General features: G+C 52.9%; 11 protein-coding genes. 3 read left to right on the forward strand and 8 right to left on the reverse strand.

Annotation, left to right across the window (positions count from 1 at the left end):
- Positions 1-26 precede the first annotated feature (26 nt).
- The 6 genes from wecC to trxA form a co-directional block, all read right to left on the reverse strand.
- The gene (gene wecC, locus DFO57_RS17355) at positions 27-1286 is read right to left on the reverse strand and encodes a UDP-N-acetyl-D-mannosamine dehydrogenase (RefSeq protein WP_014606999.1); all 1260 of its coding nucleotides are present in this window, start codon (positions 1284-1286) and stop codon (positions 27-29) included.
- Positions 1283-2413: a non-hydrolyzing UDP-N-acetylglucosamine 2-epimerase gene (gene wecB, locus DFO57_RS17360; RefSeq protein ID WP_014607000.1), complete on the reverse strand. Its 1131-nt coding sequence runs from the start codon at positions 2411-2413 to the stop codon at positions 1283-1285. The genes wecC and wecB overlap by 4 nt, the downstream gene beginning before the upstream one ends.
- Positions 2414-2423: 10 nt before the next feature.
- Positions 2424-3473: an ECA polysaccharide chain length modulation protein gene (gene wzzE, locus DFO57_RS17365; RefSeq protein ID WP_014607001.1), complete on the reverse strand. Its 1050-nt coding sequence runs from the start codon at positions 3471-3473 to the stop codon at positions 2424-2426.
- A 27-nt stretch (positions 3474-3500) separates the two neighbouring features.
- Positions 3501-4586, reverse strand: a complete 1086-nt coding sequence (gene wecA / locus DFO57_RS17370) for a UDP-N-acetylglucosamine--undecaprenyl-phosphate N-acetylglucosaminephosphotransferase (RefSeq protein WP_014607002.1) — start codon at positions 4584-4586, stop codon at positions 3501-3503.
- Positions 4587-4863: 277 nt separating this feature from the next.
- The gene (gene rho, locus DFO57_RS17375) at positions 4864-6123 is read right to left on the reverse strand and encodes a transcription termination factor Rho (protein WP_006121431.1); all 1260 of its coding nucleotides are present in this window, start codon (positions 6121-6123) and stop codon (positions 4864-4866) included.
- A 341-nt stretch (positions 6124-6464) separates the two neighbouring features.
- Positions 6465-6797, reverse strand: coding sequence for a thioredoxin TrxA (trxA, locus tag DFO57_RS17380; RefSeq protein WP_006121430.1), 333 nt, complete (start codon positions 6795-6797; stop codon positions 6465-6467).
- Between the two features lie 117 nt (positions 6798-6914).
- Between trxA and rhlB the strand changes: the two genes are divergently transcribed.
- On the forward strand, positions 6915-8207 hold the full coding sequence (rhlB, locus tag DFO57_RS17385; protein ID WP_013024051.1) for an ATP-dependent RNA helicase RhlB: 1293 nt from the start codon (positions 6915-6917) through the stop codon (positions 8205-8207).
- 7 nt (positions 8208-8214) lie between these two features.
- Positions 8215-9699: a guanosine-5'-triphosphate,3'-diphosphate diphosphatase gene (gene gppA, locus DFO57_RS17390; RefSeq protein ID WP_014594999.1), complete on the forward strand. Its 1485-nt coding sequence runs from the start codon at positions 8215-8217 to the stop codon at positions 9697-9699.
- A 16-nt stretch (positions 9700-9715) separates the two neighbouring features.
- Here gppA and rep read toward each other — a convergent pair whose 3' ends face one another.
- A complete protein-coding gene (gene rep, locus DFO57_RS17395) occupies positions 9716-11737 on the reverse strand; it encodes a DNA helicase Rep (RefSeq protein ID WP_029569329.1) in 2022 nt (673 codons plus the stop codon).
- A 147-nt stretch (positions 11738-11884) separates the two neighbouring features.
- Here rep and ppiC point away from each other — a divergent pair, with 147 nt between their 5' ends.
- Positions 11885-12166 (forward strand): peptidylprolyl isomerase PpiC, encoded by a 282-nt coding sequence (ppiC, locus tag DFO57_RS17400; RefSeq protein ID WP_013024048.1) that lies wholly within the window; start codon positions 11885-11887, stop codon positions 12164-12166.
- Here ppiC and DFO57_RS17405 read toward each other — a convergent pair whose 3' ends face one another.
- Entirely contained in the window at positions 12167-14224 is a 2058-nt protein-coding gene (locus DFO57_RS17405) for an AsmA family protein (protein ID WP_014594998.1), read from the reverse strand. It abuts the gene before it with no gap.
- Positions 14225-14269 lie beyond the last annotated feature (45 nt).

A 14269-nucleotide genomic window follows, 5' to 3' on the forward strand; every position in this document is an offset into this window, starting at 1 on the left:
ATCGGGTCCTTGTTAACCAGAGGTTTTTAGCGCCAGACACCTTTCGTATCAACAACCCATTGCTGAGTAATGTGCGCTGCATCAACACGGCGGAATGCATGGTGATCGACCAGCATCACCAAAATATCCGCCTCCTGCAGCGCCTGCTCGGTTGAAACCAGGGTGGCCTGTGTCGCCAGGATGTCGGGAATCTGCTGAATATGCGGTTCGGTTACCCACGTGCGGCCCTGATGCCAGTCGGCAATCAGGTGCGCCACTTCCATGGCTGGGCTTTCACGCAGGTCATCAATGTTCGGTTTAAACGCCAGGCCAAAGCAGGCAATGGTCAGATCGCTGGCACGTTTTCCGGTCTGCATCAGGCAGTCTGCCAGCGCTTTTTTTACCTGGTCCAGCACCCAGTGCGGCTTGGCATCATTCACTTCGCGAGCGGTACGAATCAGGCGTGCTAAGTCCGGATTCTGCGCCACGATAAACCAGGGATCGACCGCAATGCAGTGCCCGCCGACGCCTGGCCCAGGCTGCAGGATATTGACGCGCGGATGACGATTCGCCAGTGCAATAAGCTCCCAGACGTTAATCTGCTGCGCAGCACAAATTAGTGACAGCTCATTGGCAAAGGCGATGTTTACGTCGCGGAAGCTGTTTTCTGTCAGCTTGCACATTTCAGCGGTGCGTGCAGTTGTCTCGACGCACTCGCCCTGTAAAAAAATACGATACAAATCACTCGCTCGGGCAGAACAGGCTGGCGTCATGCCGCCAATCACGCGATCGTTGCTGATCAGCTCAGTCATGATCTGACCGGGTAAAACGCGTTCGGGACAGTAGGCGACAAAGACGTCAGGATCCCCGTCGTGCTGTGGGAAACGCAAATCAGGTCGCGCCGCGGCCAGCCAGTCGGCCATCTGCTCTGTACTGCCAACCGGAGAAGTCGATTCCAGAATCACCAGATCGCCTTTTTTCAGTACCGGCGCAATCGACAGCGCAGCCGCACGCACAAAGCGTAAGTCCGGTTGGCGCTCCGCCATAAAGGGCGTGGGCACGGCGATCAAAAAAGCGTCAGCGGCTTCGGGTTGCGTCGTAGCACGTAAATCTCCACGCTCGACCGCAGCCTGAACCACCCGATCCAAATCGGGTTCGACAATATGAATGGCACCACGATTGATGGTGTCAACCGCGTGGGCATTGATATCGACGCCCACCACTTTCTTTCCCTTTGAGGCAAAAACGGCTGCGGTTGGCAGCCCAATGTAACCCAGTCCAATAACGGAAATGGTTTCAAAACTCATAAGTTGGCTCTGTTATCTTTTAAGGCTTGCAATATTCGCCCGCAGGCTTCGCCATTCCCATAAGGGTTATGGGCACGGCTCATGGTCTGCCAGGCCTCATCATCGTTAAGTAATGTACTGACCTCATTAACAATTCTTGCCGTGTCCGTACCAACCAGCTTCACCGTTCCAGCTTCGACGGCCTCTGGACGCTCGGTGGTTTCACGCATCACCAAAACGGGTTTACCCAGTGAAGGCGCTTCTTCCTGAATACCGCCAGAATCGGTGAGAATCAGCCACGCCCGGTTCATCAACCAGACAAACGGCAGATACTCCTGAGGTTCAATCAACACAATGTTATCAATGCCGCGCAGAATGCGGTTAACGGGTTCATGTACGTTAGGATTGAGATGGACCGGATAAACGATTTGCGCATGAGGATGCTGGCGCGCAATCTGGGCCAGAGCGCTACAGATGCGCTCAAAACCTTCGCCGAAGCTTTCACGACGATGACCCGTCACCAGTACCAGCTTTTTACTGTCGTCAAGAAAGGGATAGCGTGAAGCCAGCTGCGCGTTTATCTCATTATCGTCCAGCACCCGATCTCGCACCCATAGCAAGGCATCAATTACCGTATTACCGGTGACAACAATACTGTCGTCGGCGAGATTTTCATCCAGCAGGTTCTGTCGGGAACGCAGTGTGGGCGTAAAGTGTAAACGGGCAAGATGTCCCGTCAGCTTACGATTCCCCTCTTCAGGCCACGGCGAAGCCAGATCGCCCGTGCGTAAACCTGCTTCAACATGCCCGACGGGGATTTGCTGATAGAAAGCCGCCAGGCTGGCCGCCAGCGTGGTCGTCGTATCCCCGTGGACCAGCACAATATCGGGTTTGAAATCGAGCAGTACGGTATGCATGCCTTGTAAAATACGGCAGGTTATCTCCGTTAATCCCTGTTCGGGTCGCATAACGTTGAGGTCGTAGTCAGGTTGCAGCTGAAACAAGCTCAGCACCTGATCAAGCATTTCACGGTGTTGCGCAGTGACGCACAGCCGTGATTCAAAAGCAGGGTCCTGTGCCAGTGCCTGCACGAGTGGTGCCATCTTAATGGCTTCAGGTCGGGTGCCAAAAACTGTCAGAACTTTCACACTGTTTCTCTCAATCTTGTGTATCTGACATAGTACGCTGACGACGCGCTAGCGCCACGCCCGCACCAACCAGCGCACCTATCGCGCCCCACATCACCATCATAAATGCCCGGCGGGGACTGTCGCGTGAAACCGGCTCTTCCGGCGTACGCAAATAACGGTAGGTCTGGAATTTGCTGTTAAGCGTCGGGCCTGCATCCAGTGTGGTCAGCATCGCTTTATTTTGGTCGTAGCTGATATCAAAGCTCGGCCCGGTCGCTCTCAGGGTTTCTAACTGCCCCTGCAATAAAGGCTGGCCCATTAGAAACAGATCGCTGTCAGCCAGGTTTTCGCTCACCTCACGCGTCTGCTTCTCATTAATGCCCTGCTGGCTGGCAATTTTCAGCGCCTGTTCCAGCCGATGTTGCCGTCGCAGGAATACCGCATTCGCTACGTCTTCCTGACGTTTGACCTGCGCCTTAAGCTGGCTGGTCCGTGCCTGCCACGCCCCCGTTAACTCTGCATTGAGATGGCGTGCAGCGCGTTCACTGGCATAGGCAATATACTGGCGCAGCAAATTGTTCGCATCCGCAGCAGTTTCTGCCTTAAGTTTGACGCTGTCGAAAATATTTCGTGCGCTATCCGCTGGCGTAAACTGAATGTTATCAATCATATCGTCCAACAAGGCAGCATCATTGTGGGCATTGCCGCTTTTTCGCGTTTTATAATAATCGGTTTGCTGCCAAAACTCCCGGCGGGTATCCCAGGATGAGAGCTGCATCAGGAACTCCTGATACACCTCGTCCATCACGGTAGGTGACGCCGTATTTAACGTCAAAGCGTTATTGCGCATATCCAGATTGTTCAGGAACTGTTGCTGGGAATAGTAGGATCCCAGCATATTCACCGTAGGCCGCCCTGTTATCGCGGTCGTGCTCCACACCTGTTTCATCAGCAGCGTTGCTATCCAGGCTACCAATGCAAACACGACTGCACAGCCGACTATCCAGCGCTTTCCACGCCATAGGCTGCAGCCCAGGCCGCGAATATCCAGTTCGTTCTCCACAACGTTAGCGCGCATCAGAGCGTTATCCTTTGTTAAGTCTTATCAGGGTACATTTTTTCTGGCATTGCTGAGATTATTAAGGCGTCGTTTGAAGCGTCGGATCTTTCTCGCGACGCGCCATGCATGTTTCAAACAATAGCCGTAGCCCATGAAGGCAATCAAGAACAGGGCTAACATCACCCATTCAGGGATAAAGGCCAGGTATTCACCCAGCACGCCTATGCCCGCGAGCAGAGCAGCAGCAGCGGTAATCAGTACAAAAGCCTGACGAGGAGTAAAACCCGCTCGCATGATTAAGTGATGTATATGTTGGCGATCGGCAGAAAAAGGGCTCATTCCTTTGCGTAACCGACGGTACATAATCGCGACCATATCCATCAGAGGAATTGCAATCAGCCATAATGCTGTGACTGGTGTGATGGGATGGCTTAAGCCTTGCGTGGTTTCAAGCAAAATCCAGATAATCGTAAAACCAATCATGGTACTGCCTGCATCGCCCATGAATACTTTAAAACGGCGTCCCAGAAAACCAAGATTAAGTAAAATATAGGGGATCGTGGCAGCTATCATGGCAAAGCACCACATTGCGAGACTGTGCTGCCCATCAAGATAAAGAATGATCCCCATGGCGCCAAACGTCACCATGGAAAGGCCACCCAGCAGACCATCAATACCGTCAACCATGTTAAAAGCATTAATCGCTGCCCAGACGGCAAAAAGCGTCAACACATAACCAAAGGGCCCAACTATCAGTTCTACCGGGCCAATGATGAATCCCAGACTCAACAGGTACAGTTTGGCGCAAAACATCATTACCAGCGCCACAATACCCTGTACTGTTGCCCGAATCTTCACGCTGATATCAAAGCGATCGTCAAGTGCACCAACCAACACCAGTACGCCTGCACAACCCAGGTAAAGCTTAGCGTGCGGCAAGTAGTAGTCAGTGATGAAGAAGGCGAAGCAAATTCCTGCATACACGGATATTCCGCCAACCAGTGGAATAACGCCAAGATGGCGCTTGCGCATGTTTGGCTTGTCTACCAATCCAATTTTTTCTGCTACTTTGCGAGCAAGGAAAAGAAATACCAAGGAAAAGATAAAAACTAAACCAAGCTCAGTACTCATAGTGAGTAAATTCACGTTAAACGCTCTCAGCTATCATCCTGGAACTCACATTACGTCAAAAATCGCGCCTGTTACCGTTCCAGATTCCGAATTCGGCATGAAGAGGTGCACGAACGGTTAATCGTCCACCACTGCCACCGTCATTATTATTACGTCTGCCAGCATTCAATCCTATAGCCCGAAAATAAAAAACGCCACGTCAGAACGTGGCGTCGGGGCTATTTTATGACCATTTAAAGAAAAAAACGCCATCATAGTCAGATGACGCTCTAAAGGATCAAGAACGCTTCATCATATCGAAGAATTCGTCGTTGGTTTTGGTCATGGCCAACTTGTTAATCAGGAATTCCATCGCGTCGATTTCACCCATTGGATGGATAATCTTACGCAGGATCCACATTTTCTGCAGCTCTTCCTGAGAGGTTAACAGCTCTTCTTTACGGGTACCTGAACGGTTGTAGTCAATCGCCGGGAAGACACGTTTTTCGGCAATTTTACGCGAGAGATGCAGCTCCATGTTACCGGTGCCTTTAAACTCTTCGTAAATCACTTCATCCATCTTCGAACCGGTATCCACCAGTGCCGTCGCAATGATGGTCAGGCTCCCGCCCTCTTCCACATTACGTGCCGCACCGAAGAAACGCTTAGGACGATGCAGGGCGTTGGCGTCCACACCACCGGTCAGTACTTTACCGGAGGCCGGAACGACGGTGTTGTAGGCACGGGCCAGACGCGTGATGGAGTCGAGTAAAATGATGACGTCTTTTTTGTGCTCGACCAGGCGCTTGGCCTTTTCGATCACCATCTCGGCCACCTGAACGTGACGCGAAGCCGGTTCATCGAAGGTGGACGCGATCACTTCACCTTTCACCAGGCGTTGCATCTCTGTCACTTCTTCCGGACGCTCATCGATTAGCAGCACCATCAGCACACAGTCTGGATGGTTGTAAGCAATGCTCTGCGCGATATTCTGCAGCAGCATCGTTTTACCGGCTTTCGGCGGTGCCACAATCAGACCACGCTGACCACGACCAATCGGTGACGCCAGGTCCAGTACGCGAGCGGTTAAGTCTTCAGTTGAGCCATTACCCCGCTCCATACGCAGACGGCTGTTAGCGTGCAGCGGCGTGAGGTTTTCGAACAGAATCTTGTTACGCGAGTTTTCTGGTTTGTCGTAGTTAACTTCGTTAACTTTCAGCAGGGCAAAGTAGCGCTCACCTTCTTTTGGTGGACGGATTTTGCCGGCGATGGTGTCACCAGTGCGGAGGTTAAAGCGGCGAATTTGGCTGGGAGAAACGTAGATGTCATCAGGACCGGCGAGGTAGGAGCTGTCTCCAGAGCGGAGGAATCCAAATCCATCCTGCAATATCTCCAGCACACCATCACCGAAGATGTCCTCGCCGCTTTTCGCGTGCTGCTTCAGGATTGAGAAAATAATGTCCTGCTTGCGCATACGAGCCTGATTTTCCAGCCCCATATTCTCGCCGAGGGTAATCAGCTCAGAAACCGGCGTATTCTTTAATTCGGTAAGATTCATATTGATGGGTTCTTAAACTCGGGGTAATACTCGAAATGTTTGTCGTGAATGGTATGGCAGTTAGTCCATGCCTGTTCTGTTAATGACTTTTTCAACTCTTCTCAACGATCATCGTCTTGAATAATGACTGGGAGCGAGGAGACGGTCGACTTAGTCAGAGTAGAGCTAGTCGTTAGATTGCTAAACCGCTGGTAGGTACAGTATGACAGGGTCTAACAAGAGAAAACTTTGAATGCTAACTACAAGGTATGTTCATAGTGCAGTGAAAATAAGTTAGCACGCTTAAAAGCGAACGTCCAGCAGCAGGCAAAAATTTAACCACTGCCGGACGCCCGGCCCGATTACGCCAGGTTGGCGTTCAGGAACTCTTTTAACTGACCTTTGGACAATGCGCCCACTTTTGTCGCAGCGACTTCACCGTTTTTGAACAGCAGCAGCGTCGGGATGCCGCGAATGCCGTATTTAGGCGCAGTGCCTGGGTTATCGTCAATATTCAGCTTAGCGATGGTCAGTTTGCCATCATACTCTTCTGCAACTTCATCAAGGATTGGCGCGATCATTTTACAAGGACCACACCATTCAGCCCAGAAATCTACCAGTATAACGCCGTCGGCTTTTAGCACGTCGGTGTCGAAACTGTCATCGGTCAGATGAACGATTTTATCGCTGCTCATGTTTTACTCCACAAGATTGTGCCTGGCGAATTGGCGTAATATAAACCAATGTTGGTTGACTTTATTTCATCGGATACGCTTTCGTAAAGCGATAGTAAGCTGATATTCTACCACACTATGAGCAAAACACACTTAACTGAACAGAAGTTTTCCGACTTCGCCCTGCACCCTCTGGTGGTGGAAGCCCTTGATAAAAAAGGGTTTCATAACTGCACGCCTATCCAGGCGTTAGCACTGCCGTTTACGCTTTCAGGGCGTGATGTCGCAGGTCAGGCGCAAACCGGTACCGGCAAAACGATGGCGTTTTTAACGTCAACGTTTCATCATCTTCTCTCTCACCCTGCTCCAGAGGGCCGCCAGGTTAACCAACCTCGCGCTTTAATTCTGGCCCCAACCCGTGAACTTGCGGTGCAAATTCACGCCGATGCTGAACCACTGGCGGCATCAACCGGCCTTAAATTAGGTCTGGCTTACGGTGGCGATGGCTACGACAAACAGTTAAAAGTACTGGAAAACGGTGTCGACATTCTGGTGGGTACCACCGGCCGTTTAATCGATTACGCCAAGCAGAATCACGTCAATCTCGGTGCCATTCAGGTCATGGTACTGGACGAAGCCGATCGCATGTTCGATCTCGGCTTTATAAAAGATATCCGCTGGTTGTTCCGTCGCATGCCTGCTGCCACGCAACGCCTGAGCATGCTGTTCTCCGCCACGCTCTCTTACCGCGTGCGTGAGCTGGCATTCGAGCACATGAACAGCGCCGAATACGTTGAAGTTGAACCTGAGCAAAAAACCGGTCATCGCATTAAAGAAGAGCTTTTCTACCCTTCGAATGAAGAGAAAATGCGCCTGTTACAGACGCTGGTAGAAGAAGAGTGGCCTGACAGAGCAATCATTTTTGCGAATACCAAGCATCGCTGTGAAGACATTTGGGGCCATCTGGCTGCAGACGGTCACCGGGTCGGCCTGCTGACGGGTGACGTGGCACAGAAGAAGCGTTTACGTATCCTGGATGACTTTACCAAAGGCGATATTGATATTCTGGTCGCGACCGACGTTGCGGCTCGTGGCCTGCATATTCCTGCGGTGACGCACGTATTTAACTATGACCTGCCGGACGATCGCGAAGACTATGTTCACCGCATTGGCCGTACGGGACGTGCAGGCGCAAGCGGTCACTCCATCAGCCTGGCCTGTGAAGAGTACGCATTAAACCTGCCCGGTATTGAAGAGTACATTGGTCACAGCATTCCGGTGAGTAAATACAACAGCGACGCGCTGTTAACTGAATTACCGCCACCGAAACGTCTGACGCGCAATCGCTCAGGCAACGGTCAGCGTCGCGGAGGCAACAATACCGGCCGTCGCGGTGCACCCCGTCATAGCAACCGTAAACGTTCGGGTTAAGTTGACCATGCTAAGCGCATCGACTCTCTATGCTGCAATTGATTTAGGCTCTAACAGCTTTCATATGCTGGTCGTCAGCGAAGTGTCAGGAAGTATCCAGACCATCGCCAAAATCAAGCGCAAGGTGCGCCTGGCAGCAGGCCTGGATAAATCCAATTGCCTGTCCGCCGAAGCCATGGCCCGGGGCTGGCAATGTCTGCGGCTTTTCTCTGAACAGCTTCAGGATATTCCTCCCGATCAAATTCGGGTAGTGGCAACCGCCACGTTACGCATTGCCGCTAATGCGCAAGCGTTTCTTGATAAGGCGCAACAGATTCTGGGTTGCACCATCAATGTGATTAGCGGCGAAGAAGAAGCGCGTCTGATTTATCAAGGCGTAGCACATACTACCGGGGGTTCCGATCAACGCCTGGTCGTGGATATCGGCGGTGGCAGCACAGAGTTAGCCACCGGCGATGGCTCCCATGCCAACGTGTTGTTTAGCCTGCAGATGGGCTGTGTCACCTGGCTGGAGCGATTCTTTGGCGATCGCCACCTGGCTAAAGAGAATTTTGACCAGGCTGAAGAGGCTGCCAAAGCGATGCTGAAACCTGTTGCCGGAGAACTGCGCAAACAGAGCTGGCAGGTGTGCGTTGGTGCGTCCGGAACCGTTCAGGCCCTGCAGGAAATCATGGTCGCCCAAGGCATGGATGAGCGCATCACCCTGAGTAAGCTACAGCAGTTAAAACAGCGGGCCATTCAGTGCGGCAAACTTGAAGAGCTTGAAATCGAAGGCCTGACGCTGGAGCGGGCGTTAGTGTTTCCAAGCGGTTTGTCCATTCTTATTGCCATCTTTCAGGAACTCAATATTGACAGCATGACGCTGGCCGGCGGCGCGCTGCGCGAAGGGCTGGTGTACGGAATGCTGCACCTGCCTGTCGATCGCGATATTCGCAGCCGCACGCTGCAAAATGTGCAGCGCCGGTTCAATATTGATGTCTGCCAGGCAGACAGGGTCCGGCAGCTAGCGGAAAGTTTTTTTCGCCAGGTCAGTGTTCACTGGAAACTGGATCAGCGCTGTCGGGAGCTTCTGCTAAGCGCCTGTGCGATTCATGAAATCGGGCTGAGCGTCGATTTCCGTCAGGCACCGCAGCACGCGGCCTATCTGGTCCGCCACCTTGATCTTCCGGGTTTCACCCCAGCGCAGAAAAAATTGCTGGCCTGTTTACTGCAAAATCAAAGTGGCAGCATCGACCTTGCGCTACTCACGCAACAAAACGCCCTGCCGCCGCGGCTGGCCGAGCGTTTGTGCCGTCTGCTACGGCTGTCCATTATCTTCTCGACTCGGCGTCGTGATGACACGTTACCCGCCGTTCGTATGCAGGCGGATGATGAAGCACTGCACGTTACGTTACCGGCGGGCTGGCTGGAAGCACATCCTCTGCGGGCCGAGCTGCTCGAACAGGAAAGCCACTATCAGTCCTATGTTCACTGGTCGTTAACGCTTTCCTGATCCCGTCTGCGACGGATTAGCTCTTTTTCGCCTTTTCCAGCATTGCACGCAACCCGGCCACCCGACTCTGGCCGGTTTTCATGCGCTCCTCTGCACTAACCACTTTGCGCTCGGTTTCCCACACTACGTCGTCCTGCGGCAGCTCCAGCAGAAAGCGGCTGGGTTCAGGGCGGATGAGCTCACCATACTGACGGCGCTCCCGACACAAGGTAAACGTCAGCTCTTTCTGCGCGCGGGTAATGCCAACGTAGGCCAGACGGCGCTCTTCCTCAATGTTGTTCTCATCGATACTGCTCTGATGCGGCAACAGCCCTTCTTCCATGCCGACCAGAAACACGTAGGGGAACTCCAGCCCTTTTGAGGCATGAAGCGTCATCAGCTGTACCTGATCAAGCTCTTCGTCGCTCTCACCGCGCTCCATCATGTCGCGCAGCGTAAAGCGGGTGACAACCTGCGCCAGCGTCATCGGCTCATCCAGATCGCTACCCTCCAGCATTTCCGTCATCCACTGAAACAGCGTATTGACGTTTTTCATCCGCATTTCAGCGGCTTTGGGGCTGCCCGATGTCTCAAACAGCCAGCTTTCGTAATCGATGCCGCGAATCAGATCGCGCACGGCATTAACCGGTTCACGCTCACTGAGCTGGATAATGTCGTTGAGCCAGTGGGTGAAGCGCTGCAGATGTTCAAGGCCGCGCCCCGTCAGCGTTTGCCCAAGGCCCACATCAAAGCTGGCGTTAAACAGGCTTTTATTGCGGATATTGGCCCACTCACCGAGTTTTTGCAGCGTTGCCGGACCAATCTCGCGCCGTGGCGTATTCACAATACGCAAGAAAGCGCTGTCATCATCGGGATTGGTCAGCACCCGCAGATAAGCCAGCAGGTCTTTGATCTCAGGACGAGAGAAAAACGAGGTCCCGCCTGAAATGCGATAGGGAATGCGGTTCTGCATCAAGAATTTTTCGAACACGCGGGACTGATGATTACCGCGGTACAGGATCGCGTAATCTTTATACTGCGTTTTATTAATAAAGTGATGGGCAATGAGTTCGCCCGTTACCCGTTCGGCCTCATGTTCTTCGCTATTGGCACTCAGCACCTTGAGTTCACTGCCCAGACCCAGTTCAGAAAAAAGACGCTTCTCAAACACATGGGGATTATTGGCGATCAAAATATTCGCGGCTTTGAGAATACGCTGTGAAGAGCGGTAGTTTTGCTCAAGCTTGACCACCTCCAGCGCCGGAAAATCCTCATTAAGCAGGACCAGATTCTGTGGCCGGGCACCGCGCCAGGAGTAAATCGACTGATCGTCATCTCCTACCACGGTAAAACGCGCACGGGTGCCGACCAACAGCTTCACCAGTTCGTACTGACTGGTGTTTGTGTCCTGATATTCATCCACCAGCAGGTAGCGAATACGTTGTTGCCAGCGCTCGCGGACGTCCTGATTACGCTGTAGCAGAAGCGTAGGCAACAGAATGAGGTCGTCAAAATCCAGCACGTTACAGGATTTGAGATGCCGGTCATACAGGGCATAGCAATGGGCAAACACGTTATCCCGCTCCGAGCGGGCCAGCGCGGCCGCCTGCGGCGGATCGACCAGATCGTTTTTCCAGTTCGAAATGGTAGAAATGAGCTGCTGCAGTAACGTCTTGTCCTCTTCCAGCCACTCGCTGGTGAGGTCTTTGAGTAACGCCAACTGATCCTGATCGTCGAACAGGGAAAAGTTGGACTTCATGCCCAGCGCCACATATTCGCGCTTGATGATTTCCAGACCCAGCGTGTGAAACGTGGAGATCATCAGGCCGCGCGCCTCTTTGCGCCCCAGCGTTTGCGCCACGCGCTCTTTCATTTCGCGTGAGGCTTTATTGGTGAAGGTCACGGCGGCGATATGGCGGGCCTGATAGCCACACTCACGAATCAGATGCGCGATTTTGTTGGTGATTACGCGGGTTTTTCCCGAGCCAGCGCCTGCCAGCACCAGACAGGGACCGGTAACAAATTCGACGGCTCGTTGTTGGCTGGAGTTTAAACGCATCGGGACATCGCTCTGTTGAAATAAGATACCGATTTCAAACCGCAAGCCGGCATGTACAGGCTCAGTGAACAGGTGCGGTAAACGCATCTGCGATTTGAAAAGACAGGTTTATAATGGGGGACGATTATACACAACAGAGACATTATCATGGCGAAAACTGCCGCAGCTTTACATATTCTGGTGAAACACGAGGCGCAGGCTATCGCCCTGCTGGAAAAACTGCAAAAAGGCGAAAACTTCCAGCAGCTTGCCCGCAAGCATTCTGTGTGCCCTTCTGGTCGGAACGGGGGAGATTTAGGCGAGTTTCGTCGGGGAAAAATGGTCGCGGCTTTTGATAAAGCGGTATTCACCTGCCCGTTGCTACAACCTTTCGGGCCGGTGAAAACCGCTTTTGGTTATCACATTATCAAAGTGCTCTATCGCAACTGATCACTTCTTCTTCATTTGCTGCAGGACCCGGCTGCACTGATTCTCGTCAGTATCACTGGGTGAAATCAGCGCCAACAGCGCTGCCGCAGGCCCGACCACAGCACCTAATGCCACCGCCGCCGCCCCGCGTGCCAGTAAGGGACCGGTTTTCACGCCAGCGTCCGGATGCTTGAAGGTGCCCCGAACATACAAGGGCGAGCGCAGGGTCACGATTCGGATGCCTTTACTTTCTGGATTGACTGAAAGATCCAGCCGCTCGTTGGCAAAGTTCGCGTTGCCTGACACGTTAATGACGGCATTTTCCGTATCGAACACGAACAGGTTTGGCGTGGCCAGACCGTTTTGCAGTTTAAGATCGGTGGCCGCACAGTTAATACGAACTTCATCATCACCAAACAGCTTACCGACCAGATAGTTGCCGACGTTGAGTCCGGCAATTTCCATCAGGTTGCGGCTGATCAGTCCGTCGTTCATCAGCAGTTTCAACTGACCGTTGCTGGTTGCCAGCAGGTCAGCAACGGAGTTGCCGGTGCCGGTCAGGCTGGCATCGCCGTTCAGCTGCCCAAGGCTGTTTTGCATTGCCTGTACGTCGGGGAACAGCTGGCGCAGGCGAAGTTTACGGGCATGAATATCGGCCCGGCCCCGCATCGGTGAGCGATTCCCTTCCAGGCGGATGGTGCTGTTCAGATTACCGCCCGCCATACCGAAACGCAGTGGATCAAGCAGCAGGTTTCCGTTATCGAGCTGCAAATGGGTATAAAGATCGCTCAACGGTAGTGAACTGCTGTGTTCGATGCGCTTGCCGCTAAACTTCACATCCGCATCCATAACGTCCCAGCTTTTGGTGTCGAACCTGTCGTGAGGCAGAACGCGATCCGCAGGCTGTACGGTTTTTTCACCGCGTTTTGCCTTGGCCTGTTCGGTTTTCTCGCTGCCCTTGCCCGAGTTAACGCCGATCAACGGGCCCAGATCCGCCATACGTAACTGATCCGATCTGAGTTCACCGACCAGTTTTGGCCGTGGCTTGCCCTGGCTGTAGGTCAGAGAGCCATGAATATCGCTGTCGCCAATATGACCATTAAATCCCTGGTAACGAAAAACGGCACCGTCTTTGCCGGTAAATTTGGCAATCAGGCGGCCATCAGTTTCATAAGGCGGGGTATCCGGTAACAGAACGCCGGTCAGACCATAGAGGTTTGCCAACGTATCGCCAGAAAAACGTAGACGCACGTCCAGCCCGCCCAGATTCAGGGGATCCTGAACGCCGCCGGTCAGCTGTACGCGCGTGCTACCGTTCCGGACGTCTGCCTGAATCGGGAACGCTGTGGTCTGACTACGCAGGGATAACATGCCGCCAATCTTGCCCTGACCCGTGAGTTTTTCATTGTGATAGCTGCCGCTTGCCTGCCAGCCAAAGACAAAATCACCCGCGCCTTGTTGTTTATCGTCTCCGCCCGCGATTTGTGAATAGGGCACAGGCTTGCCGAGCGGGTTAACCTTCAGCGTGACATCGGCCTGGTTAACGGCATCGCGGTAGAGAATGGTGCCCTGATCGAACAGAATATTATCGAGACGAAATGACCAGGCTGAAGGTGGCGCATTATCATCTTTGCTGTCGCTGTCAGCGAGGGTAAAGGTCCAGTTGTTTTTCTTATCGGCGGTCTGAATCAGGCGGGCATCAGGCTGCTGCAGTTTTATCCACGGGATAAAGACTTCTTTGTGCAGTAGGGCCAGAGGGGCAAGTGTGGCGTCCACGCGTTGCAGGTGGATCATGGTCACGTCAGGAATATCAGGGGGATTGCCCAACATAATGTCTTCGGCGTGCAGATGAGGCCAGGGTAACCAGCCGCGCCATCCGGGTTCTTCAGGATTACGCTGCCATGCGACGCCCAAATCCCCCCGAATGGCAAAGGGACGGTTAAGTTCCGCAGACACTTTCTGATTAATAGTGGGTTTCAGGCGATTCCAGTCGAATGTTGCAATGACTATCACTACAACGACGATCAGCAATACAACAATCCCGCCAATCCAGCTTACAATTTTTCCGGCGCGTGACATTAGGCTTCCTCCCTGCTCTTTCACGGTCTCCGTTAAAGATAGTCG

It is taken from the genome of Pantoea sp. AG702, assembly GCF_003182295.1.
Lineage (GTDB): Bacteria > Pseudomonadota > Gammaproteobacteria > Enterobacterales > Enterobacteriaceae > Pantoea > Pantoea ananatis.

Coding starts and splice junctions, on each gene's coding strand:
- wzzE (WP_014607001.1), bottom strand. CDS start 3,473: ATGCGCGCTAACGTTGTGGAGAACGAACTGGATATTCGCGGCCTGGGC.
- gppA (WP_014594999.1), top strand. CDS start 8,215: ATGCTAAGCGCATCGACTCTCTATGCTGCAATTGATTTAGGCTCTAAC.
- DFO57_RS17405 (WP_014594998.1), bottom strand. CDS start 14,224: ATGTCACGCGCCGGAAAAATTGTAAGCTGGATTGGCGGGATTGTTGTA.
- wecA (WP_014607002.1), bottom strand. CDS start 4,586: ATGAGTACTGAGCTTGGTTTAGTTTTTATCTTTTCCTTGGTATTTCTT.
- rho (WP_006121431.1), bottom strand. CDS start 6,123: ATGAATCTTACCGAATTAAAGAATACGCCGGTTTCTGAGCTGATTACC.
- trxA (WP_006121430.1), bottom strand. CDS start 6,797: ATGAGCAGCGATAAAATCGTTCATCTGACCGATGACAGTTTCGACACC.
- ppiC (WP_013024048.1), top strand. CDS start 11,885: ATGGCGAAAACTGCCGCAGCTTTACATATTCTGGTGAAACACGAGGCG.
- wecC (WP_014606999.1), bottom strand. CDS start 1,286: ATGAGTTTTGAAACCATTTCCGTTATTGGACTGGGTTACATTGGGCTG.
- rep (WP_029569329.1), bottom strand. CDS start 11,737: ATGCGTTTAAACTCCAGCCAACAACGAGCCGTCGAATTTGTTACCGGT.
- rhlB (WP_013024051.1), top strand. CDS start 6,915: ATGAGCAAAACACACTTAACTGAACAGAAGTTTTCCGACTTCGCCCTG.